General features: G+C 37.5%; 19 protein-coding genes and 1 tRNA gene. 9 read left to right on the plus strand and 11 right to left on the minus strand.

The window, feature by feature from the left end; all coding sequences use genetic code 11:
* Positions 1 to 8: 8 nt before the first annotated feature.
* The 4 genes from CTY47_RS09250 to CTY47_RS09265 form a co-directional block, all read right to left on the minus strand.
* Complete coding sequence (locus CTY47_RS09250; protein ID WP_099464474.1) at positions 9 to 971, minus strand: FimB/Mfa2 family fimbrial subunit; 963 nt, start codon at positions 969 to 971, stop codon at positions 9 to 11.
* Between the two features lie 34 nt (positions 972 to 1,005).
* Complete coding sequence (locus CTY47_RS09255) at positions 1,006 to 2,364, minus strand: fimbrial protein (RefSeq protein ID WP_158228521.1); 1,359 nt, start codon at positions 2,362 to 2,364, stop codon at positions 1,006 to 1,008.
* Between the two features lie 231 nt (positions 2,365 to 2,595).
* Positions 2,596 to 3,780: a fimbrial protein gene (locus CTY47_RS09260; RefSeq protein WP_099464476.1), complete on the minus strand. Its 1,185-nt coding sequence runs from the start codon at positions 3,778 to 3,780 to the stop codon at positions 2,596 to 2,598.
* A 351-nt stretch (positions 3,781 to 4,131) separates the two neighbouring features.
* The gene (locus tag CTY47_RS09265) at positions 4,132 to 5,874 is read right to left on the minus strand and encodes a hybrid sensor histidine kinase/response regulator transcription factor (RefSeq protein WP_394340714.1); all 1,743 of its coding nucleotides are present in this window, start codon (positions 5,872 to 5,874) and stop codon (positions 4,132 to 4,134) included.
* Between the two features lie 673 nt (positions 5,875 to 6,547).
* On the opposite strand from CTY47_RS09265, the gene CTY47_RS09270 reads away from it, so the two are divergent.
* Entirely contained in the window at positions 6,548 to 7,480 is a 933-nt protein-coding gene (locus tag CTY47_RS09270; RefSeq protein ID WP_099464478.1) for a FimB/Mfa2 family fimbrial subunit, read from the plus strand.
* Positions 7,481 to 8,548: 1,068 nt separating this feature from the next.
* Here CTY47_RS09270 and CTY47_RS09275 read toward each other — a convergent pair.
* Positions 8,549 to 8,622, minus strand: a tRNA-Met gene (locus CTY47_RS09275).
* Between the two features lie 189 nt (positions 8,623 to 8,811).
* Between CTY47_RS09275 and CTY47_RS09280 the strand changes: the two genes are divergently transcribed.
* The 4 genes from CTY47_RS09280 to CTY47_RS09295 all read left to right on the plus strand — a co-directional run bounded on the left by CTY47_RS09280 (position 8,812) and on the right by CTY47_RS09295 (position 13,694).
* Positions 8,812 to 9,195 (plus strand): START-like domain-containing protein, encoded by a 384-nt coding sequence (locus tag CTY47_RS09280; protein ID WP_099464479.1) that lies wholly within the window; start codon positions 8,812 to 8,814, stop codon positions 9,193 to 9,195.
* A 103-nt stretch (positions 9,196 to 9,298) separates the two neighbouring features.
* Positions 9,299 to 11,191, plus strand: a complete 1,893-nt coding sequence (locus CTY47_RS09285) for an LptF/LptG family permease (RefSeq protein WP_099464866.1) — start codon at positions 9,299 to 9,301, stop codon at positions 11,189 to 11,191.
* A gap of 11 nt (positions 11,192 to 11,202) precedes the next feature.
* A complete protein-coding gene (locus CTY47_RS09290; RefSeq protein WP_099464480.1) occupies positions 11,203 to 12,420 on the plus strand; it encodes a bifunctional 3,4-dihydroxy-2-butanone-4-phosphate synthase/GTP cyclohydrolase II in 1,218 nt (405 codons plus the stop codon).
* A gap of 80 nt (positions 12,421 to 12,500) precedes the next feature.
* Entirely contained in the window at positions 12,501 to 13,694 is a 1,194-nt protein-coding gene (locus tag CTY47_RS09295; RefSeq protein ID WP_099464481.1) for a pyridoxal phosphate-dependent aminotransferase, read from the plus strand.
* An 84-nt stretch (positions 13,695 to 13,778) separates the two neighbouring features.
* On the opposite strand, the gene tsf is transcribed toward CTY47_RS09295, so the two are convergent.
* From tsf to rplM, 4 genes are all read right to left on the minus strand, one after another.
* Positions 13,779 to 14,768: a translation elongation factor Ts gene (gene tsf, locus CTY47_RS09300; RefSeq protein WP_099464482.1), complete on the minus strand. Its 990-nt coding sequence runs from the start codon at positions 14,766 to 14,768 to the stop codon at positions 13,779 to 13,781.
* Between the two features lie 111 nt (positions 14,769 to 14,879).
* Entirely contained in the window at positions 14,880 to 15,719 is an 840-nt protein-coding gene (gene rpsB / locus CTY47_RS09305; RefSeq protein WP_099464483.1) for a 30S ribosomal protein S2, read from the minus strand.
* 137 nt (positions 15,720 to 15,856) lie between these two features.
* Entirely contained in the window at positions 15,857 to 16,243 is a 387-nt protein-coding gene (rpsI, locus tag CTY47_RS09310) for a 30S ribosomal protein S9 (protein ID WP_099464484.1), read from the minus strand.
* A gap of 5 nt (positions 16,244 to 16,248) precedes the next feature.
* Complete coding sequence (rplM, locus tag CTY47_RS09315; RefSeq protein ID WP_099464485.1) at positions 16,249 to 16,704, minus strand: 50S ribosomal protein L13; 456 nt, start codon at positions 16,702 to 16,704, stop codon at positions 16,249 to 16,251.
* Between the two features lie 560 nt (positions 16,705 to 17,264).
* On the opposite strand from rplM, the gene CTY47_RS09320 reads away from it, so the two are divergent.
* Positions 17,265 to 18,443: a 6-bladed beta-propeller gene (locus CTY47_RS09320; protein WP_099464486.1), complete on the plus strand. Its 1,179-nt coding sequence runs from the start codon at positions 17,265 to 17,267 to the stop codon at positions 18,441 to 18,443.
* A gap of 406 nt (positions 18,444 to 18,849) precedes the next feature.
* A complete protein-coding gene (locus CTY47_RS09325; protein WP_099464487.1) occupies positions 18,850 to 19,710 on the plus strand; it encodes an alpha/beta hydrolase in 861 nt (286 codons plus the stop codon).
* Between the two features lie 3 nt (positions 19,711 to 19,713).
* Here CTY47_RS09325 and CTY47_RS09330 read toward each other — a convergent pair whose 3' ends face one another.
* Complete coding sequence (locus CTY47_RS09330) at positions 19,714 to 20,337, minus strand: porin family protein (protein WP_394340715.1); 624 nt, start codon at positions 20,335 to 20,337, stop codon at positions 19,714 to 19,716.
* Between the two features lie 152 nt (positions 20,338 to 20,489).
* On the opposite strand from CTY47_RS09330, the gene dnaE reads away from it, so the two are divergent.
* Positions 20,490 to 24,290 (plus strand): DNA polymerase III subunit alpha, encoded by a 3,801-nt coding sequence (dnaE, locus tag CTY47_RS09335; protein WP_099464489.1) that lies wholly within the window; start codon positions 20,490 to 20,492, stop codon positions 24,288 to 24,290.
* A gap of 91 nt (positions 24,291 to 24,381) precedes the next feature.
* The gene (gene trxA, locus CTY47_RS09340; RefSeq protein WP_099464490.1) at positions 24,382 to 24,696 is read left to right on the plus strand and encodes a thioredoxin; all 315 of its coding nucleotides are present in this window, start codon (positions 24,382 to 24,384) and stop codon (positions 24,694 to 24,696) included.
* A gap of 65 nt (positions 24,697 to 24,761) precedes the next feature.
* Here trxA and mnmD read toward each other — a convergent pair whose 3' ends face one another.
* On the minus strand, positions 24,762 to 25,424 hold the full coding sequence (mnmD, locus tag CTY47_RS09345) for a tRNA (5-methylaminomethyl-2-thiouridine)(34)-methyltransferase MnmD (RefSeq protein WP_099464491.1): 663 nt from the start codon (positions 25,422 to 25,424) through the stop codon (positions 24,762 to 24,764).
* Positions 25,425 to 25,478 lie beyond the last annotated feature (54 nt).

Consider the following 25,478-nt stretch of genomic DNA (forward strand, 5'->3'; position numbering starts at 1 on the left):
TGACAAGATCAGAGTTCATGTTCTTCCTTCACCACACCCCAGGGACGTACACTAACTTTAACACCAGAAATCAATCCATCTTCACCAAACTGAATCAGTACATATTTCAGTTGCCCGGGTTCAACGGTAATCGGGTCATCTATCTGATCAGACTCTTTACGTCCAAGCAACTGTTTGTTAAGATTCAATGCCACATCCATTTTTTCACCGGGACAAAGACGATGGTTTTTAGGCGTGTACCATTCTTTACCAATTGTACTCGTACCCCAATCCCCTGCAGGATTATAATAAACACTATCACCAATAGTCTCCCCTTTATAATTATACGAATCCAGGGTACGATTCAAATAGAAATTACACATCGGATCATCTGCTTTCAAAGTACGGGCATTAATAGCATATTGCAAACCTTCTGTCTCAATATGAATCTCTCCCGTACGCGGCCGGATCACAATTGTATCATTTACAGTAATGCCGTCCCCTGCCGAAGCACGAATCACTTCCAGTGAACCAAAATAAAGGTCGTCTGCCGAAGTTGCCATATCGGTTTTGGATGCATCTTCAGGATCTGCCGTACGGTTTATTGTCACTTTCAGATCAACGGCAGTCTTTAAACTTTTCGTAACAGTTGTCTTATCGGCATCATCTATATTACCCCAGGCAACAACCGTCAATTTTGCATCGGCAGAATAACCATCCAGTACAATCTCCCGGCGTCCGGCAATAAAATCCTGGTCAAGTGCGCGCGTTTCCAAATAATTGCCTTTTTCATCGAAAATGAACAGAGAAGCATTAGGCACATCTCCCGGAACAGCCTCTGTAATGTCATCCCCTTCCGCATTGACAACCTTCAATGTCAATTTATAGCCCGGACACGGATCAAGATCATCATGAATACTACAACCAGCCAGTAATATTGATGTACAAAATGCAAAAAGCAACCGCCTGTCTACAACTGAAATATATTTCATAATAATTTATTTTTCCTTCTATATTTATATGACTTTAGTCTACCTCCGTACCACTCATATCTACAATTTTCCAATTGCTGACCTTAACGGCAACACTTGCATAAGCATCTTGCAGCAAATCGAATGGCTTATCCGGGCCTGGCCCCCTGATTATCATATTGATTGTATAAAACTTATTTCGTTTTATATATGAATGTACTATATCCGAGAAGTTTTCAACTTTACCCGTTTTATTCACAATCAAAGTATAATAGTAGTCATTTGAGACCTGCAAACCTGTCTTTTTATCTTTATAAGAAAGCCTGGCCTTCACAACCATAAGTGTAGGCATTTCTTCATCTTGATTTTCATAAACATAAAACATACGGCCAAGCGGAAATCCTCCACCCACAGAAATATGACCGCCATCTTTTTTGCTTGGGTCCAGAACTTCATTGATTGGCAAAAACGCAAAATATCTATTTTGGAAACAAGGATCTACATTCGGTAAAAAATCTTTATATGTCTGATTGCTATTTGTAAAATCATACCATAGCAGACTTTCATTTACACTATTCGCAAACTTCTTCATATTTCCGGTTTCATCTTTTACAGCCAAACTACCACACCAAAACTGCAAAGGGATTTGATTTTTGTCTGTTTCTGTTTCAATTTCCAAAGCTCCGCACGCATTTTCAGCTTCCATATAAGACGAATTCTTCACGTTCGCCAGAAAAAGGGACAAGGGTGTTAACGTTGCATTTTCACTATATTCATCTTTAGGATCAAACTGGAGATTATACAATTGTACACGGGCTAATACGCGGTATAAAGGAATACCCGCATTTTTATTATCACTGTCAACCCCTATTTTATTTTCGATATCAGCAAGAAGGGTAGTGCTAATAACACCACTCGTCATTACAATATTTCCATTCAGCTCCCGGTCCAGATGAAGAGTATCACCCATAAAAGCATCCAACGTTTTCAGACCTTCAAATTTTAATGCCGGCACATTAGCAAATACTAACAATTTCACTTTACCGGATTTCACAGGAATCTGTTCTACACTTGTTACTCCTCCTCTTTCAGAAGTCGCAACCAAAGAATGCTTCAAAACAATCAGTTCACCGGAAACCATATCCGGATAAGCTCCGTCATTAAACACAGCAACTGTCAATGAATTTATATATCCATCTGTGTTTTTCACATCAACTATATCTCCCAGATTTACCCCGGGATCAACATCTGCCCGAGTTTGAGAAGCTCTTGTCCGAGCAGATTCGTCCTTCACGGCTATCGATAATGTCGCATCCGGAATATGTTTAACTTCTTCCTGTATTTTATCATCATCCGAACAAGAGGAAAACAGTCCGCAGATTGATAAGAATAATAGAAAAATATTCAGTTTCATATGATAAATTTTATACATGTTATCTACTTCATTTTTACGATACAAAAATAGGATGCCGGCAAGACTCTGCTGATAGGTGGCTCTCTCTATATTAATAGGTAAATCCATCAACTTTTTCCGATTGATAGGATTGCCCGCATAATGCAATGTTTGCAATGCTTTACCACAAAAAAAGATCCCCCGGAAATTTTTTACTATCCGGGGGATCTCTCACTATATTAATATACTACCTTATTCAAATTCGGCAGTTTGTTCGATTATTCCATAAGGAGCTACTTTTACGAAGCAATCAAGTGTAGCTGCTACCGGATCCGGGTCAGGAGTGTTGCTACCTGTACCTGATAATGTCAAATCGATCTGATAACGCATATTGCGATCAATTTTACCAGTTCCTTTGCTTGAATCAGACCCCACAGAAAATGTACCCGTTTCATTCACAATAATCGTATAGCATCTGTTAGGCAAAGTCTTCTCAGCACCATTTGCAGTTGCATACTTAACAGTACCTTTAACAACCAACCAAGTCTTATTATTTGTATTCTGATTTGCATATACATAGAATGAATCTGCCGCAGCAAAAACGGAGCCTTGAGACTGCAGCATGTCTGTAATTACATTATTTGAAGTATAAGATTGAGCATAATAAGCCAACGGATCCGCATCCCCTTTAGAACCCGAATAGAAGCCGGTTGATGTATAATAGGTAGAATTTTTAGCGTCCGCTCCTGCACCAATCAATAAAGTTTGTTTCGGAGCATTTTTCAAATAAACACTATCCAATGTAAATGTAGCATTTTTATATGCAACAGGATCTTTCATTTTTAATGAAATTGTATTTACTACCACCTTCGCTACATTACGATACAAAGTAATATCAACGGAACCTACTTTATTATAACCTCCAATTGAGCTTGCCGCATACAAGTTTGGACCTGCAATTAAAGAGCCGGTTGTTATAACTTCGCTACTCATAGTCAAACCTGCACCGGTCGCAACTTCAACAACATCACTACCGTCTACAAGGTTCTGAGTTACCGTCTGAAACTCTCCGATTGTTGATTTTCCTTTGAAATCAGCAGCTCGTTTGTTTGCAATAGCCAACACTTTATAGGTATTACCGGAAATCAAACTATTAACAGTAGGAGTACGTCTGATTGCACCGTTACTGGCTGTTGTATCCTTAACAGCAACAAGACTTCCGTCTGTATTAAAAACGGCAACAACTAACGAGTTGATTTGATCTTCTGTACTGGTCTCGGCAATAGCTCTTGTTTGGACACTCGAACTAATTCCAATTACCAAAGAAGCATTCCCTTTATCCGGAGTCGGATTTACACCAATAACATCATCTTCCTTAGAACAAGAAGCGAGAACACATGCAATGACAGATGCATAAAGCAAATTTCTCATTTTCATAATTTTAATTATTAATTTTGTGAATATTATTTTTATTTTCCTTTACCATATTATTACGTACAATAATAACTGCAGCTTTTAGAACCTTAGCAGAACTTTGTATACCCTATACCGGTTCGTTGTTTAAGTTTTACGATGCAAATGTATATTCCCCTCAAAAAACAACAGATAGAAAAATGTATCAATTAATATCGGTAAAAAAGTCAACCCGTTTTTTATCAGCGCTTTGATAGAAACACACTGTAAAAAGAGAGAAAATACAAGATTTATTTACAGGGCAGGCTAAAAATAAAAAACCTCTCCAATTTAAATTGGAGAGGTTTTTAAAATATGATTTTATTTGATACCGATTTATACAGGCACACCATACTGGGAAGGGGTTACACCGTATTGTTCCGTAAAACGCTTACGGAAAGTAGCCGTATCATTAAATCCAACCATCTCTGCCACCTCTTGCACAGAATATTGTTGGGTAAGAAGAAGTTCTGCCGCTTTTTTAAGACGGACAATCCGGGTTAACTCTAAAATACTACAATCCGAATATTGTTTTATTTTACGGTATAATGTTGGCAGGCTCATATTCAATGAGTCTGCCAACACCTTTGCCTCAAAGGTGGAATCATCCAAGTGTTGTTCTATATTTTTCATTACTGCATCCATAAACGGGTTGGAATTCTTACTATTTGAAGAAGATATATCAACGGTATCCTCTTCGCCGGAATTAACTCCTGCCGAATCGGCAAAATATTGCCAAAGTTCTTCACGGCGTTTCAATAATCCGTTTATTTTGGTACGAAGTATTTCTATATCAAAAGGCTTTGTAATATAATCGTCTGCCCCCGCTTCTATACCAACAACAATATCTTCACTTTCCACTTTAGCCGTCAGCATAACAACAGGTATCTGAGCAGTACGGCTATCACTCTTAAGTTCGCGGCAAGTTTTTATACCATCTTTTACAGGCATCATTACATCACAAAGAATCAAATCCGGTAATTCCCTGAAAGCCACTTCAAGGCCTTCTTCTCCATTCCGGGCTTCCAGTATCTGATATTCTTTATTAAATATGTGTTTAAGAAACCAACGTATCTGATCGCTATCATCAATAATCAGCAATTTCTTTCCCGTCGTAATTTTCTTTTGCGGAATAATCCGGATCAGATTTGCAATCTCTTCTTTCTGATCTTCATTCAATTTAACCAAATCAGCCTCCGGTTCAACAAATTCCACCCGTCTTTCGAGCAAATGTTGTTTCCCTAATGGTATATATAATGTATAAGAGGTTCCATTATTATTAAGTTCGCGTTTATAAATCCCCCCTATATCATTCACCATATCAATAATCTGTTTCAAACCACGACGAGCAGTTTCGTTTTCATCCAAACCTTCATCTTGAACAGATAAAGCACAATAAGCTTTCTTATCCTTACGAACAACTGAAATATCCAGGATAACTTTCCCGTAGCTAAAGGTATTTTTAAATGCATTTGTCAACAAAGTACGCAACGCATATTCAAACTTACGGCGGTCTAGCCAAAGCCACAGCATATCTGTTTGGGTATTGACTCTGAAATCTATATTATTCATAGCAACCCAATCCACAAACAAATCACAAATCTGACGAGACATATCGACCATATCATATCGGGCAATACGCAAATAATTAGCTACATCATTATTAAAACGCGTTCCTACTAACTGATCCGCCAAATCTTGCAGAGCCAGCGTATTACGATAAGCAGAAAGTAGTTGAGTAGACATTTCTTCTCCCGGATTTTTATTTTGGACAATTAAGGCCAGAGAGCCTAATACCAAAGATAGCGGAGTTCGCATCTCATGAACCGTTTCGACGAAGAAGGTATCTTGTATATTTTCGGCATCTTTTACAAGTTGGTTTGCTATTTCTTCTTTTTCGGTAACTTCACGCAACATGGCATCATTCTCTTTTATCTTGGTAACAAGCAATTGTTCCAACTCACGCTTATTACCCGACAAAGTAGAAATGGAAATTTCCTGTTGTTTCAGCTTTTCCTGCAATTCATTATTGATCGTTTTCAAACTCGCATTATCGCCCTCTTGTTCTGCAACTTTCATTTTCAATTTTTCATAATCAGACTGCATCTGCATAAAAATACTGACAGATGATTTTTGCCTGAATACATATATAAACAGGGTTAATGAAAATAAAGCCAACAAAATAATTAGAGTAACTTCCATAAGAGTTAAATTTGGTTGTAATTACAGTTTGCAATATCTCAAAATAACGCTCTTATTTTTAAGATAGTATATATACAAAGGTCTAAATAAAAATTCATATCAGAAAGGAAATTAAAAGAAAGTTTTGCTATCAAATAATCTTTGTTTAATAACAAAAATATTCGACTGCAAATGATTGGATCACCACCTAACACTATAGGTACAAAATAAAATAAACACACATGATTTTGACACAAATACCACCTATAAAAAAATATAGCGCCTTCATCTCACATGGCACAAATGCACCTATAAAGATATTTTTATCACTTGTTTTGAAACTATTACAATACATAAAACAACTCCAAACGATTCATTTAACATATTTTACACCACGTTTTTTTAAATATCCCCAGTTTATATTTGGATGGATAGAAATAGTATCTACATTTGCAACGTAACGAGGCAAGAAAACCGGATGAGGGTCCGGAATTCAAAGGAAGACAAAAAGAATGAGGGTTCTTCTTCCTTATACAAGTTAAAATATTAATGCATATAAAATTCAAAAGTTATGAAAAAAAACGGTATTTCTGCGAGCACTTTTTTTGCAATTACGTTATCATTTGTTATGATATTTTCATTCAATGCATGTTCTTCTGACAGTGAAGATACTATAAGCAGTGGTATAAATGATACAAAATCAGAACCTACATCCAATCCATATTCATTAGTAATTAAAACTTTAGCAAAAGGTCAAGATATTACAACAAAAGGCGCCGTTAAAAATGCGACCTTGTTTGTGTTTAATGAGAACAATGAATTTGTAAAACAGATCAACCTTGACAAATCAATTCTTTTACAACGCAAAGCAGTTTCTATAGATTGTCCGGATTCCGACCGGATCACCGTCATTGCGTGGGGTGGTTTATCTGAAGGTGAAAATGTAGCCTTCCTGAATTCTGCAAATATTATTTCCGATTTAAAAATACAATTACAACAGAACAATAGTGTTGTAACATCTGCTCCCGGTGATTTATTCTATGGACAAATTACATTAAATCGTCCTGTAACCAAATCTTCTGACATTCAAACATTAAACATAGAGCGCAAAGTATCTTCTTTAGCAATCAATACAAAAGGAGTCAATAAAAAATATGGAACGACTGAAGGTTCTTATTATTACAAAGTAAAAAAATCCAAAAGTTCATTTAATTACAAGGGAGAATTAACAGGTAATGAAGTTGAATATATTATTCCGGCCTATTTTAACGACAACAACGAGCTTGTTACAGAAACAACCCCAATTTTGCCTGCCTATAATATCGTAATAGAGCTTTATAGAGACAATGAAATGATTTTTTCGAGTAAAAATGCAAAAAATGGCGAGATATCGTCAGCAAACGCAGGAGAACAGGTAAATGTAAATTTTAACTTCACACTCAATAATTGTTCAATTAAAGTAACTCCTTGGAACACAACCATTCAAAATGTTACAGTAGGTTAAAAAACAAGCCCTCAATTTTTCATATGCATATTGGCGCACATTCGGATTATTCAGAATGTGCACTCTTTTTTTTCAAATATCCAAATCTCGGTGATAGGAATACATATGTTTTTGATACTTCCGCATATACAAATATTTGCTATATAAAAAGACACATACATATACACTGATTGCAAATGTATCACATTGATACGAATACATGCCAATATATATTTCCACCCTATAACAGGTAATACTATCAATGAGTGCAAAAATATCACCTGTGATTATTTTACACATATAAATAACACAGAATAAAACACTGATAATACATTTGCATAGCAATATAATATGTTTAACATTTATTAATTTACACAATATACTTCATATAAAAAACTCCATTTATATTTGTAATGTCTACGAGGGACTCTGAGTTTTAATAAGGGCTTATAACTCAATATGGATTTTTCTCGCAGAGTATAGGGTTTATTTTAAGCATATAAATAAAGGAATAGGAAAGGGTAAAATTTTCACAAATTGTTTTTATCATAAAACATGCCTAATCCTCATTTGAGTTTATCAATAATTAATGTGCTTTGAGAAAAGAAATTATCTGCTGTAAGATAAGAATATTCATATAATTTTTATTTTACGGAAGTTTTAATGTAGAACAAGTTTGCAAAGTAATTACAGACAACTTTACCAGACGTCTTTAATTTACTAAACAAATATTGACCCTCAATTTTTTATATGCATATTGGCGCACATTCGGATTGTTCCGCGTGTGCGCTCTTTTTTTTGCATTCGACACAAACACCTCGTTCTTATGATACAAATACACCTTCCGGGGAATTATCCGATAAACTATTTTTGCAAACAGAAGACACAATACAATTTGTAAAATTTTACCCTATACTCTGTTTGTATAAATCCCTTAATTTGTACAAGCAAACCTAATTAATATAACCGTGAGGTTACATAATTATAAACCCCAGATTGCTAAACAATCTGGGGTTAACTTTTTACGATAGAATCTTAGTTATACCAAAAGAAAAAGGCCTCTGAATATTTCAAAAGCCTTTTTATTTGTAGCGAGACCCGGGATTGAACCGGGGACCTCATGATTATGAATCATGCGCTCTAACCAGCTGAGCTATCTCGCCATCTTTTCTTTGATTGACGCTGCAAAAGTAGAAGTTATTTTTATATTATGCAACATTTAAGCGAAAAAAATCAGCAATTTTCAAGCATTCCAAACTAAATTATTAACTGTGAGAAGTTTTTTTTCAAACAAACTATTGTCTGTTTTCAAATCTTTTGTGTATCTTAGTGCGCAATAAACAGTGTTACCGATGAAAAAAGAAAAATTTCATATCGAATACGTTTTTGAAAAAGTCTCCAGAAGAAGTTTGTGGAATCACCTCACTACCCCACCCGGATTGTCTGCATGGTTTGCAGACAATGTAATCGTAAATGATAATATATATACCTTTATTTGGAACAAAGATCAGGAAAAAGCAAAAGTGTTATCTATGAAAGCAGAAGCCAGCATCCGCTATCGCTGGATGGAAGAAGAAGACGAAAACGCCTATTTCGAATTCATTATACATACAGTGGAACTCACCGGTGCCACTTCTTTAGAAATTACTGATTTTGCAGAACCTCATGAAAAAGCAGATTCTATTGAATTATGGGACTCGCAAGTAGAAGAATTGAAGAGAACCCTAGGGATTTAGGGTAGTTTTAGAGAAATAGTAAGGTTCATATCGTTTTTTACGCTACTTTTGTCACTCCAATGGAATAAAGGCAATGTTGAAAATAAAACGATTATATACATTTATGCTACAGACTTTCCTGCCGCTGTTTTTAATGACATTCGGCATCTGTCTGTTCATTGTATTGATGCAGTTTCTTTGGAGGTATATAGATGACATGGTTGGAAAAGGGTTAGGAATTCCCGTACTAGCGGAAATGTTTCTATATGCAGCCTTGTTTTTAGTACCTATGGCACTTCCACTTGCCATACTTCTCGCTTCACTGATGACTTTCGGAAATTTAGGAGAGCGGTTGGAATTGCTAGCTATGAAATCTGCAGGCGTATCACTTATACGCATCATGAAACCGCTTATAATAACAATCAGTTTTGTCTGCGTAGGTGCTTTTTACTTTCAGAATAACATCATGCCTATCGCACAGGTCAAGCTCTATACATTATTATATTCCATGAGACAAAAATCTCCCGAGCTGGATATACCGGAAGGTGTATTCTATAAAGAAATCACCGGATTTAATGTATATGTACGCCACAAAGACAATTCATCAGGATTATTAAAAGACATGATGATATACGACTATTCGGAAGGGTTTAATAATGCCCGTATTATTGTTGCCGACTCAGGCCGTCTGAAAACATCAACCAACAAACTATACCTCATATTATCATTATTCAATGGCGAATCTTTTGAAAATTTGAAAAGCCAAGGCACTAACTTGCAAAACAAATCGGCCGTTCCTTATCGTAGAGAAAGCTTTAAAACCAAAGATATTCTGATTGAATTTGATGCTAACTTTACCCGTACTGATGAATCATTCATGCAGAACCAATACATGGGCAAAAAATTGGATGATTTACAAACGTCCATCGACTCTATGACTATGCGATTGGACAGTATAAAGAAAATAAATGCCAAATCTATTGTCGAAAGTTCTTACAAAAAGTCCTTAAAATCAAACAAAACTAGGAAAGAAAGCAACGAAACAACAATAGAAAAAAAAGAGGAACCTATTATTGTTATGAACTTTGACAGTCTTTATCTGGCACAAACACCAGGTAGTAAATCGGGACTGCTAACAAGAGCCAAAGCTACTGTTGAAAGCACAAAAAGCGAAAATTATTTTAAAGCTATGATAATAGGCGACGAAGCTTATAAACTCCGACGTCATATAATAGAATGGCACAAAAAATTCACTCTATCTTTTGCCTGCCTGGTATTTTTCTTTATTGGAGCTCCTTTAGGAGCTATCATCCGTAAAGGAGGATTAGGTATGCCTGTTATCATTTCCGTAATTTTGTTCATTTTCTATTATATTATTGATAACATTGGATTTAAGATGGCCCGTGACGGTGTGTGGACTGCACTAGAAGGTATGTGGCTAAGTTCTGCCGTACTTGCCCCACTAGGTATTTTCCTCACCTATAAAGCCGTAAATGATTCTGTAATATTAAATGCAGACACTTACTTAAACGCAATCAAAAATCTGATAGGCAAACGTTCTGGACGCAAAGTTGAAAAGAAAGAAGTTATTATATACAACCCGGATTATCAGAATCTTATTCCACGTATAGAAAAGCTGGCGGAAGACAGCAAAGTTTACATAGCCACCCATAAACGATGGTTAAACTACATCAAATTCTGGAAGCAAGGAGGCAAAGATCATACAGCCCGGAAATTAGCCGAAGAGATGGAAGCTATAGTCGAAGAACTAAGTAATTCCGATCAAAATCTAATTCTAAACAAACTAATGGATTATCCCATAATAGGAAGTTATGCTAAGTTAAACGATAAAATGACAGGCAAAGTAGGATTGGCCATTGGTCTTTTCATACCAATAGGCCTACCTGTATATTTATTAGCAACATATCAACGCAAATTACTGTGCCATGATATACAGGTGATACAAAAGACAAGCCTTGATTTATTACCTATGATTAATAATTATTGCAAAGATTAAAAACAAACGATATGAGTGAAATCAAATTAAACACTATTGAAGAAGCAATAGAGGATTTTCGCGAAGGGAAATTCTTAATAGTAGTAGATGACGAAGATCGTGAAAATGAAGGTGACTTTATTGTAGCAGCAGAAAAAATAACTCCTGAAAAAGTGAATTTTATGCTCACAAACGGTCGTGGCGTATTATGTGCTCCAATTACGGAAGAACGATGTGAAGAACTAGAACTTGAAATGCAAGTTGCCAACAATACCTCTTTATTGGAGACACCATTTACTGTTACAGTGGACAAATTAGGAGGAAACTGCACAACAGGGGTTTCAATGTACGACCGGGCTGAAACAATACTAGCATTGGCAAACCCGGACACAAAACCTTCCGATTTAGGACGTCCGGGGCACATTAATCCGTTACGTGCCCGTTCCAGAGGTGTATTACGTCGTTCAGGACATACTGAAGCCGCTGTCGATCTGGCTCGTTTGGCCGGATTATATCCGGCCGGTGCGCTAATAGAGATAATTAATGAAGACGGTACTATGGCACGCCTTCCCGAACTTATGGAAGTTTCCAAAAAATTCGGCATCAAAATTATTTGCATCAAAGATTTGATTGCTTACCGCCTTCAAACCGAATCGATTGTCGAAAAAGGAGTAGAAGTGGATATGCCTACGCAATACGGACATTTCCGCCTGATCCCTTTCCGCCAGAAAAGTAACGGATTAGAACATATCGCTCTAATAAAAGGAGATATTAAAAAAGACGAACCATTATTAGTTCGTGTACATTCTTCTTGTGCAACGGGGGATATTTTCGGTTCTATGAGGTGCGAATGCGGAGAGCAATTGCATAAAGCTATGCGCATGATTGAAAAAGCAGAGAAGGGTGTCATTGTATACTTAAACCAAGAAGGGCGCGGAATCGGTTTAATGGATAAAATGAAAGCCTACAAATTACAAGAAAACGGGCTGGACACTGTTGACGCCAACTTACACCTCGGACATAAAGCCGACGAACGTGATTATGGAGTTGGAGCTCAAATACTACGCCATATAGGTGTACATAAAATGCGCTTAATGACTAATAATCCGGTAAAACGCGTAGGCTTGGAAGCATATGGTCTGGAAGTGGTGGAAAATGTCCCTATAGAGGTTTCGCCAAACCCATATAATGAATTTTACATGAAGACTAAAAAAGAACGTATGGGACACGTGCTGCACAACATCAAATAATTAACAAAATGTTGTAACAATCCCAATTATTGACTAATTTTGTTGCATCAATATAAAACAACCTATACAAAAGCAATGTCATGACACAAGTTTCAGACCGTTTAGCAAGTCTTTCGCCTTCCGCAACATTGGCGATGTCTCAAAAGAGCAATGAACTTAAAGCTCAAGGTATCGACGTTATTAACTTAAGTGTGGGAGAGCCAGACTTTAATACTCCCGATTACATCAAGGAAGCAGCCAAACAAGCGATTGACGATAACTTTTCACGTTATTCTCCTGTACCGGGTTACCCTGCATTACGAAATGCAATTGTTGCCAAGCTGAAAAAAGAGAACGATCTGGAATATACAGCCAATCAAATCTCTTGTGCGAATGGTGCTAAACAATCCGTTTGCAACACAATCATGGTATTGGTTAATCCGGGCGACGAAGTTATCATCCCTGCTCCTTTCTGGGTTAGTTATCCAGAAATGGTAAAATTAGCAGAAGGGAAGCCTGTAATCGTTACAGCGGGCATCGAGCAAGATTTCAAAATTACTCCAGCACAGCTAGAAGCAGCAATTACTCCAAAAACAAAAGCATTAATTCTATGCTCTCCATCTAATCCGACTGGTTCCGTATATAGTGCAGAAGAATTGTCAGGCTTAGCTAACGTATTAAAGAAATATCCGAATATCATCGTAATAGCTGATGAAATTTACGAACATATCAATTATATAGGTAAACACAATAGCATTGCTTCTGTAGAAGGAATGAAAGATCGCACAGTGATCGTAAATGGTGTTTCCAAAGCATACGCAATGACTGGATGGCGTATCGGCTTCATTGCCGGTCCGGAATGGATCGTTAAAGCAGTTAATAAACTACAAGGGCAATACACTTCCGGTCCTTGTTCCGTATCTCAGAAAGCAGCAGAAGCAGCTTATACCGGTACACAAAAACCCGTTGAAGAAATGCGTAAAGCATTCGAACGTCGTCGTGACCTGATCGTTAAGCAGGCCAAAGAAGTTCCAGGTTTTGAAGTAAACAATCCGGAAGGAGCTTTCTACCTGTTCCCTAAATGCAGCTATTATTTTGGAAAGACAGATGGCACTCATACAATCAATGATTCTGATGATTTAGCTATGTATCTTTTGGAAGTAGCTCACGTAGCTTGTGTTGGTGGTACATCCTTCGGAGCACCTGAATGTATTCGCATGAGTTATGCAACCAGTGATGAAAATATCACGGAAGCAATCAAGCGTATCAAAAAGGCTTTAGCCGCCTTAAAATAAGAGAAATTAAGTTCTTAATGAGAAAAGGGAGACTCCGAAATTAATCAGAGTCTCCCTTTTTATTTCATTCTTTGCTAACGCAAATTATTCGGCACGCAAAGTGAAGCGTTTAAATGACAAGATCTGCAATTCAGGATCGATTTCCTTCATAGTTTCCTTCACAGTCTTCTTACCATCCATAATATCTTCCTGGTTTAATAAGCAAACTTCCTTCAAGAACTTGCTCAGACGACCATTAGCGATATTCTGAATCATTTGCTCCGGTAAATTAGCAGCCTTTTCAGCAGAAACTGTAGCGATAATTTCCTTTGCCTTAGCAACGTCTTCAGCAGTAATCCACCCCTTAGCCATATTGCTTTCCATGTGGTCCTCGCTATCTACGTGTGAAGGATTAATACCTGCTTTCTTCAAAGCAGCTTCTACAGCCTTTTGCACCTGTTCAGCCTTTGTCTTTTCAATTGCCACCTGTATTTCAGCTTCTTTTACTGATTCAGGAACGCCAGCTTCATCAATAGCAATAGGGTTCATGGCTGCAATCTGCATAGCGACGTTGTGAGCAGCTTCTTCTGATTCTTTGTTAAAAGCAACGATCGTACAAAGCTGGTTCTTGCCCATATGATTGTATACAGTAGTGTAAGCACCTTCAACTACACTATAACCATCCAATTCCATTTTCTCGCCAGTGATACCGCTACGGTCAGTGATAGCTTCCTGGATAGTACCCTTACCCATAGGCAAAGCCTTTACTTCATCCAAAGTCTGACATTTATTAGCCACAGCAGCATCCAGGATAGCCTGAGTCAGCGCTACGAAATCTTCATTCTTAGCCACAAAGTCTGTTTCGCACTTCAAAGCAATGATAGCAGCAAATCCACCGTCTTTTTTTGCCAACACGCAACCTTCAGCAGCTTCGCGGTCAGAACGTTTAGCAGCAATCGCCTGTCCTTTTTTACGGATAATTTCCATTGCCTTTTCGATGTCGCCATCAGATTCAGTCAATGCCTTTTTGCAATCCATCATACCAGCCCCGCTCATTTTGCGCAGCTTGGTAATATCAGCCATAGTTACAGCCATAATCTTTTTATCTTTTTTTTAATTAGTAGTTAATAAAAAAACGGTGTGCCAACCAGCAGCATAACTAAATGTTAACCGCAAAGTAGACACACCGTAATATTTAAGAATGAATTATTCTTCTATATCTTTAGCGTACTTATCGGCAACCTTAGCGTTTAACGCATCGTCGTCTTCTTTCTTCGTACGTTCTTTCTTTACTGCAGCTTTTGCTTTACGTTCTTTTTTAGAATCTTCACCAGCAGCTTCAGTATCGATCTTTTCAGCCTTACGTTCTTGCAAACCTTCATTCATTGCTTCGCAGATAGCACCTAAAATAACTTCTACAGATTTTGTAGCGTCATCATTAGCTGGAATTACGAAATCAATGTTATTCGGATCCGAGTTTGTATCAACCATACCGAATACAGGTATACCTAAACGATTAGCTTCACGAACTGCAATATGTTCTTTCATCACGTCTACAACAAACAAAGCTGACGGAAGACGGGTAAGGTCTACGATAGAACCCAATGTCTTTTCCAACTTAGCACGTTGACGAGTAATCTGAAGTTTTTCTCTCTTTGACAGATTATCAAATGTACCATCCTTTGTCATCTTATCGATAGTAGCCATCTTCTTGATAGCTTTACGGATAGTCGGGAAGTTTGTCAACATACCACCCGGCCAGCGTTCGATAACATAAGGCATACCTATAGAAGCAGCCTTATCAGCGACAACTTGTTTAGCTTGTTTTTTAGTAGCAACGAAAAGCACTTTCTTACCTTGTTTAGCCAAGTTTTTCATTACTTCTGCTGCTTCATCTACTTTAGCAACTGTTTTATATAAATCAATGATATGAATACCATTACGCTCCATGAAAATATAAGGAGCCATTGCGGGGTTCCACTTTCTTTTTAAGTGTCCGAAGTGAACTCCGGCTTCTAATAACTGATCAAAATTAACTCTTGACATTGTTTTCTTTTTAAAATCGTTTACATTCTTTGTTTAACTCAATCATCAGGTAGTCCTCCGGCACATCTGCATGCAAAAGAAATCCCGATAATTTAGATACTAAACGCTTAGTCGTTGTAAGAAACTCACAAATAACATTAACGTTTGCTGAACTGGAATCTCTTACGAGCTTTCGGTTGTCCCGGTTTCTTACGTTCAACAGAACGCGGGTCACGAGTAACAAAGCCTTCTGCTCTTAAAGCAGATTTGTCTTCAGGATTAATCTTTACTAATGCACGGGCAATTGCCAAACGAGCAGCTTCAGACTGACCTTTGAAACCTCCGCCATCAAGATTGATCTTAATATCATATTGTTCTGCAACGTTCAATTTTGACAACGGTTGCTTTACAATGAACTGAAGGATTGTAGAAGGAAAGTAATTAGCCAGATCACGCTTGTTGATAGTAATCTTTCCCGTACCTTCGCTTACGAATACGCGAGCAACTGCTGCTTTACGTCTTCCTATTGCATTTACTACTTCCATAGTTATTATTTATATGAGTTTATATCGATTGACTTAGGTTGCTGAGCTTCGTGTACGTGCTCTGTTCCTGTATATACATACAGATTCTTCAGTAACTTAGCACCCAGACGATTCTTAGGCAACATACCTTTAACTACTTTACGGTACAGACGGTCTGCGCCTTTATCCAAAAGGTCAGCCGGAGTAAACTCGATCTGTCCGCCGGGATATCCGGTATATCTCACATAAACACGATCGTTCCATTTATTCCCTGTCAGAACGATTTTCTCTGCATTGATGATAATTACGTTATCACCACAATCAACGTGCGGAGTAAAATTTGGTTTGTACTTACCGCGCAAAAGCTTTGCTACTTTTGCACAAAGGCGACCCAATGTCTGGCCTGTTGCATCTACAACAACCCATTCTTTGTTTACAGTTGCTTTGTTTGCAGAAATGGTCTTAAAACTTAAAGTATCCACTGCTTAAAAATAATTTAATTAATAACTCAAAAACGCCTCAGCAACATTGCCACTACGGACACATGAAGTAACAATGTGCTAAGAACTAAACTCTTAGTACAATTTGATAATAATCGGCTTGCAAAGGTACGGCTTTTCTTCTAAATACAAAACTTTTCCACATCTTTTATTATCTATGTGACTGAAAGTTGGAACAATATTTATTGATTACACCTATTTTGTAGCTAAATCTATCCGAAACAAAACGAACGGTATTGGTAAAATACTCTATATTTATTTTCAACAAATTAAAATGATTCATTTATTCTTACTATTTTTGTAACAATATTGAACTACAGTGACAAATCTTGGTTATGATTTTTTCAAAAATATAATTCACCCGAATGATATACCTTTTGGAATATATATAATATTATTCCAATAGTCTGAACAAGGATGAATGGCTCGCAAGTCAGATCAATTATTTTCCTTTTTCATTACATGACCTTCATTTACCTTCATTCTTATATATTATCGGTAAAATAATAGCCTCATTCTATACATTACTTAATAAAATACTTATGAAAACAAGACATTTCAGCTTACTAATATCCTTTTTTTTATTGGGAAGCCAAGTAGTAAATTCCCAATCAAAGGTGAGCAACTTGCTTGTATTTGATTTTTCAAAAGATTACCCTCAAAAAAAGATGCGACTGGAGGATATGGCAGATATTGAGTATGTACCATTGGAAACTACCGATGATATTTTATTGGGTGGAATGGCAACTCTTTCTGCCGTTACCGATAAATACATTCTCATACATGAACCTCAATTAGGTGATATTTTTGTTTTCAACCGTAATACAGGAAAACTATATTCTCATTTTAACCACAAAGGACAAAGTGCTCAGGAATATCTATGGATTAACAATACAATTTTAGATGATAAAAAGGATGAAATCTATGTGTGCTCCCAATTTATCCAGATTTATTCACTAAAAGGTAATTATAAGCGAACGTTGAAAATAAAAGGATTTGGAAATAACATACAAATTCTAAACTATGATGACACATCTTTGCTTATCTATGACGAAGTAATTATAGAGCCCGGACATGAGAACAAGACTAAAAAAGCCCCTTACCGGCTCATGTCCAAAAAGGACGGCAGTTTGATTTCCATATTGAGCTTAGAGTTCTCGAAAAGATATTCAAATAAAATCGTCAAACATGAGGGTAATATGTGGAGACCCATTACATTTATTTATCCCCAAAACATGCATTATGGTTCAGATATAATAATTGCAGATATATCATCCGACACACTGTATCAATTATCTCCAAACAAGGGACTAATTCCTCTATTAACCCGTACCCCATCAATCCATACCCATGAACCCAGAAATATATGGACTCCTTTTTTAACAACCGACAAATTTATGTTGATAGGTACGTTTCTATTAGATTTTAACTCAACAGGAGGAAAGATTCCTACATTCATATACGACTTTAAAACCGGAGAAATAAACAAAGCATCTATTTGGGATACAGAATATGAAACGAAATCTTGGAGACAAGGAAGATGGGGTGGGCCAAATGGAACACCAGCCATTGCAAAAAATATGGCTGCCGAACTGATTCAGGCATCATCCGTTATAGATGCTTACAAAGGTAAACGATTGAAAGGTAATGGCGAGAAAGTTGCAAAGAAACTTCTGGAAGATGATAATCCGGTAGTCAGGATTCTTAAATTCAAGCAATAAAAAACAGGCATAATGAAAACAATTGGCTTAATTGACGAAAAAGTAATAAAAAACAATTTGATTAATCTCAAAAATATAGTTTTCGAGGTTACTGAAAAGTGTAATCTGAAATGCAAATATTGTGGCTTGTCTGAACGATTATACAAAAAATACGATGTAAAAAATTAGATCATAAATATGTCGCAGACCGATCCCTTAGTCGTGCCGCCAGTTCATTTTGTTTTCAATGTGTATCTAATTACGAAATCGTTTTGGATCGGCCAAACCTTTGTCATGTAAAAGATTAAAAAATTTCACCGGCACAAAAAATAAAACAGAGTAGATATAATAGGCTCAAATCTGATTTTTATCATTATTTTTGCAGTATCCATACAGTAAGTCGTATTTACTTAAATCTATACAATATATGAAAAGCAAACTGATACTTGCCATCATTTTTTGTTTCTGTTTCTCCCTTACCGGATATTGTCAGAGCAGCACATTCGAATCGTTGAAATTTCAAAGCAAAAAACTGGGGAAAGAGGTCTCCTACTCTATCTATCTTCCTTCCGATTATAAAACATCTGAGCGCAATTATCCCGTGCTTTATTTATTACACGGATACACAGACGATGAAACAATGTGGCTACAGTCAGGTGAAGTAAAAGCAATTGCAGACCAGGCAATTGCTACAAGAAATGCTACCCAAATGATTATTGTTATGCCTAATGCATGGGATACTTTTTACATTAATCAACACGACGGCAAATTTCCATACGAAGATATGTTTTTTGAAGAATTGATCCCTTATATAGAAAAAACCTACCGCGCCCGTCCTCAGAAAGATTATCGTGCCATTGCAGGATTATCAATGGGAGGCTACGGTTCATTACTCTATTCGTTACATCATCCGGAGTACTTCTCAGCTTGTGCACCACTCAGTGCAGCCATCTTTGACGATAATGTAATGAAACAAAGACAAGAATATTCGCACAAGGAACTATTCTCCCGTCTATATGGTCCCGGGTTGGATTATTGGCACAAGAACAGTGTTCTGGAAATTTTATCTGGACTAAACAAAGATAATTTACCTCAGGTACGCTATTATATCGATTGTGGCGATGACGATTATTTATTGGAAGGCAACTACCTGACCCATAAAATAATGCAAGAAAAAGGGATAAGGCATGAATTTAGAGTACGTGACGGAGGACATAGCTGGACTTATTGGAGAACAGCTTTGCCTGAAGTATTAAAGTTTGTAAGCCAATCTTTTACAAGAAGCTGAGGGCTAACGAAAAAAGTAGCCTAAAGAAAAGGTGACATTATTCTGATAAACAGATGTTTCACCTTCATTTTTGGCAGCCCGTCTATCCAATGTCCCGCAAAAAGCGGCAATAGAGAAGAAAAAATTACTATACTCTACCCCCAAACCGAGGTTAACACCTAAATCAAACGATTTCAAATCTTTATCTTTGGTTTGTCCAAACAAAATATCCGTGTCCGTTTCCTTATTTTTCATTTTGCCAAATAAGGAATAATCAAATGCAGGACCGGCAAAAATACTGAACCGTACATCCGTAAAAAGGAATGTATATGCCAAATTTACAGGAACTACAATGGAGTAATAAGAACATTTATTCAAATATCCCATACCCTCCATTTGGGGGGCCGAATAATAGGATCCGCCCTGATTAACAAAAGATAGCTCCGGACGAAGCGAAAATCTTTTATACAAAGGTATATCAGCCAATCCCGCCACACTAAAGCCAAAACGGGCTCCCGAATTAAATTCGCCATCCACTTTCTGGATCAAAGACGAATAAGCTCCACCAAAACGTACACCATAAGTAACTTTGGCTGCTACCGGCATAACTAATACCGCCATAAGCAATACCAGTCCTATTTTATGTATAAATACCTTCATAATTGAGTTCTTTAGCTAAGGCAAATATACATATTTCCACAGGGAGCAATATGTTTTAATCATATTTTAATATTAGAAGATGAGATTTTTGCTTTTTTCGCGTACCTTTACTAGCCAAATTTGATAGCTACACAAACAAAATGGAACCATTCATACATCTACACGTACATACCCAGTATTCTTTACTTGACGGACAAGCATCCATTGACGCATTAATTAATAAAGCATACAATGATGGTATGCGGGCAATAGCCGTGACGGACCACGGCGTGATGTTTGGTATAAAAGAATTCTTCAATAAAGTAAATAAAAAGAACAGTAAACCGCAAGGGATAATCAAGGATTGCGAAAAAGAACTAAAGAAACTCCAGGAGAAAGAAGAACTTAACGAAGATGATAAGCAAAAAGTAACGGAGCTGCAGAAACAAATAGCCGATGCAAAAGCTTCAATTTTCAAACCTATCATCGGATGCGAGTGTTATTGCGCACGTAACGGCCGTAAAATTAAAAACGAGAAAGAAGACCGCAGTGGCTGGCATCTTATTGTACTTGCCAAGAACCTGAATGGTTACAAGAATCTTATAAAAATGGTTTCTCTATCGTGGACTGACGGTTTTTACGGACGTCCGCGTATAGACAAAGAGTTGCTGGAAAAATACCACGAAGATTTAATAATATGTTCTGCCTGTTTAGGAGGGGAAATTCCCCAACACATCATGCACGACAGGACAGATAAGGCTGAAGAGTCCATTTTATGGTTCAAAAATCTGTTTGGCGATGATTATTATCTCGAAATGCAAAGACACGAGACACATAATCCGAATGCAGACTGCACAACTTTTCCCAAGCAACAGGAGGTAAATAAAGTTCTAATTGAATTAGCCCATAAACACAACATAAAGCTTATTGCCACCAACGACGTTCATTTTGTAAATGAAGATGATGCTGAGGCCCACGATCGGCTGATCTGTTTAAGTACCGGCAAAGATTTGGACGATCCTAACCGTATGCGATACACAAAGCAGGAATGGATGAAAACGACTGCCGAAATGAATGCTATCTTTGCCGATATTCCGGAAGCTTTAAGCAATACGCTCGAAATTGCAGACAAAGTGGAATTCTATTCTATAGACAGCGGTCCTATCATGCCAACCTTTGCCATACCCGAAGATTTCGGAACAGAAGAATCATACAAGCAAAAATACACCGAAAAAGATTTATTCGATGAGTTTACACAGGACGAAAACGGCCAGGTTGTATTGAGTGAAGAAGATGCAAAGTCCAAAATAAAAAAATTAGGAGGATACGAAAAACTATATCGTATCAAACTGGAGGCAGACTACTTACAGAAGCTGGCATATGAAGGAGCCCGTACCTGTTACGGTGAAAACTTATCGGATGAAGTAAAAGAACGTTTGAATTTTGAGTTGCATATCATGAAAACGATGGGCTTCCCCGGTTACTTCCTGATCGTGCAAGACTTCATCAAAGCAGCGCGCGAGGAATTAGGTGTTTCGGTTGGCCCGGGACGTGGTTCCGCAGCAGGTTCTGCCGTAGCATACTGTCTTGGAATTACAAAGATCGACCCTATCAAATACGACTTACTGTTTGAGCGCTTCTTAAATCCCGACCGTATCTCTCTACCTGATATTGATACGGATTTCGATGATGACGGACGTGGTGAAGTACTACGCTGGGTTACCGATAAATATGGAGCTAACAGGGTAGCCCACATTATCACTTATGGCACAATGGCAACCAAATCTGCAATTAAAGACGTTGCACGCGTACAGAAACTTCCGCTATCCGAATCTAACCGCCTGGCCAAACTCGTACCGGATAAAATACCGGATATGAAGAAGTTCAACCTGAAAGATGCCATTGAATACGTTGCCGAATTAAAAGATGCAGCAACAGGCAATGACCCATTGGCCCGGGATACTTTGAAATACGCCCAAATGTTGGAAGGCAACGTTCGTAACACCGGTGTACACGCTTGCGGTGTAATCATAGGGCGTTATGATATTTCGGATGTCGTACCGGTTAGTACTGCCAAAGATAAAGACACCGGCGAAGAAATGCTCGTTACCCAATACGAAGGTTCGGTTATTGAAGAGACCGGACTTATCAAAATGGACTTCTTGGGTTTAAAAACCCTTTCAATCATAAAAGAAGCCATTGAAAACATTGAACTGACAACCGGCCATGTTTTAGATATAGACCACGTAAGCCTGGAAGACCCGAAGACATTCGAACTCTATTGTTGTGGAAAAACAACTGGAACATTCCAGTTTGAATCGGCAGGTATGCAAAAATATTTAAAAGAGCTTCAACCGTCCAAGTTCGAAGACCTTATTGCCATGAATGCCCTGTACCGTCCGGGACCTATGGATTATATTCCTTCTTTCATAGCACGTAAACATGGAAAGGAAGAAATCAAATACGATATTCCGGTCATGGAACGTTATCTGGAAGATACTTATGGCATTACCGTGTACCAGGAACAGGTCATGCTCCTATCCCGCTTGCTGGCAAACTTCACCCGTGGAGAAAGTGACGCCTTACGTAAAGCAATGGGTAAGAAGTTGATTGAAAAGATGAATCATCTGAAATCAAAATTCCTGAGTGGCGGCAAAGCGAATGGGTACAAAGAAGAAACACTAAACAAAATATGGGCCGACTGGGAAAAATTTGCTTCTTATGCATTCAATAAGAGTCATGCTACATGCTATTCGTGGGTAGCTTACCAGACAGCCTACCTGAAGGCAAACTATCCTTCGGAATATATGGCTGCCGTACTAAGCCGAAGTTTATCCAACATTGTGGATATCACTAAATTCATGGACGAATGCAAAGCCATGGGCATCCAGGTTTTAGGACCCGACGTAAACGAATCTATATTGAAATTCAGTGTCGATAAAAACAAAAATATCCGTTTTGGTCTTGGAGCTGTAAAAGGGGTTGGCGAAGCTGCCGTACAGAATATTATAGAAGAGCGGAAAAAGAATGGTCCGTTCAAAAATATCTTTGATTTTGTGGAACGTGTAAATCTAACGGCATGTAACAAGAAGAATATCGAATCTATGGCATTGGCTGGAGCATTCGACAACTTTGGCATTCAACGCGAACAATTCTTTGCAGAAAGCATCAAGGGAGAAGTCTTTCTAGAAACATTGGTACGTTATGGGAACAAATTTCAGACAGACAAAAACACAGCATCCAATTCATTATTCGGAGACGATAACTTTGTAGCTATCGCCAAACCCGAAGTTCCTCAATGTGAACGATGGAGCGACCTCGAAAAATTGAATAAAGAGAAGGAATTAGTTGGTATTTACCTATCTGCACACCCGCTGGATGAATATCGTATCATATTAACATATGTATGCAATACCGGTATGGCCGAAATAAACGACCGGGAAAACCTGAAAGGGCGGGAACTATTATTAGGAGGTATCGTTACTGGATTCCGCGAAGGTACCACTAAAATGGGTAAACCGTACGGTATACTTAAAATAGAAGATTTTACCGGAAGTGGCGAAATTGCGCTATTCGGCAACGATTATATAGAATATAGCAAATACGGAAAAATGGGAATGTATCTACTTATTACAGCACGCGTAGAGCCGCGGCGCTGGAAAGAAGATGAACTTGACTTCCGTATCGGCTCTATTCGTTTACTACAAGATGAAAAAGATAAATTAATCGAAAAAATAAATATCACCGTCCCTATCCATGATTTGGATGAACCGACCATCAATGAATTATCGGTTCTGATAAAGAACAATCCGGGTCATAGTCTGTTATTTTTTAAAGTAGTGGATGGCGAACACAATATTTCCCTAAATCTATTCTCTCAGAATGTACGATTAAACGTAACACGCGAGTTAGTAGACTTTCTGCAGGAGAACGAAAATATTGATTTCAAAATTAATGGTTGATATTGTTTGGTGAAGAAAGAATTCGTACTTTTGACTCGCTATTTGATAAATAATTAATCAGTTAACAAAAGAAACATAAAACAAATATAGTATGGCTTTACAAGTTACAGATGAAAATTTCAAAGAGTTGATAGACTCAGGAAAACCTATGGTCCTTGATTTTTGGGCAGAGTGGTGTGGTCCTTGCCGTATGGTAGCTCCTATCATTGATGAGCTGGCAACAGAATATGAAGGACGTGTAACAATTGGAAAAATGGATGTAGACAACAATAACGAAGTCGTTGGCGAATATGGCATCCGGAATATCCCCACTGTATTATTTTTCAAAGACGGAAATGTTGTCGATAAAATTGTAGGTGCAACTACAAAAGACAAATTCATAGCAAAAATAGAATCTCTTCTTTAAAAGAAAACAGAATAAAGAATCAGGCTGCCAAAAATTCTAAAAACGAATTTTAGCAGCCTGATTCTTTATATCTTCTTACCGTACAACATATGACGTTTTCCCGGAGGTCCCGAAAGACGGCTCATAGCATAACCCGCTTTCTGCATCATACGGCGCACCTCTCCTTTAGCACAATACGTTACGATTATACCACCCGGTGCAGTGTAAGAATATAAACGGTCAAAAATAGCTTGTGTCCACATCTCCGGCTGTTTATCCGGTGCAAAAGCATCAAAATAAATTAAATCGATATCCACAGGTAAGTCACAGACATTACTGTCTCCTTCTATTTTACACAAAGTAAAATTATCAGAAATTTTTTCTGGCGTATTCCATTTGGCAAAATGCAGTTTTTCAAATAAATCTTTTCTGTCCGGCCAAATAATCTTGCCATAGTTTAAAGAACTTATCACTTCCATATTTAACGGATATAATTCTATGGAGTGGTATTCAACCTTAAGCCTGGAATTTTCTTCAACATCCCGCAAAGTAAGAAACGCATTTAGCCCGGTACCAAAACCGATTTCCAATATTCTAACAAACTCTTTTTGTATGGAATGTAGCCCAGCTTCAATAAAAACATGTATCGCTTCCTGAATTGCACCGTTTACCGAATGGTAGTGTTCGTCCATAGATGGGATAAACAAAGTGTGACTCCCATCTGCAGTAAGTTGCAATATTTTTTCCATCATATATCTTTTCTTTTCGCAAAAGAACTAAAAATATAAGCATCCTACAAGCGC

It is taken from the genome of Parabacteroides provencensis (genome assembly GCF_900232875.1).
Classification (GTDB): Bacteria; Bacteroidota; Bacteroidia; order Bacteroidales; family Tannerellaceae; genus Parabacteroides; species Parabacteroides chinchillae.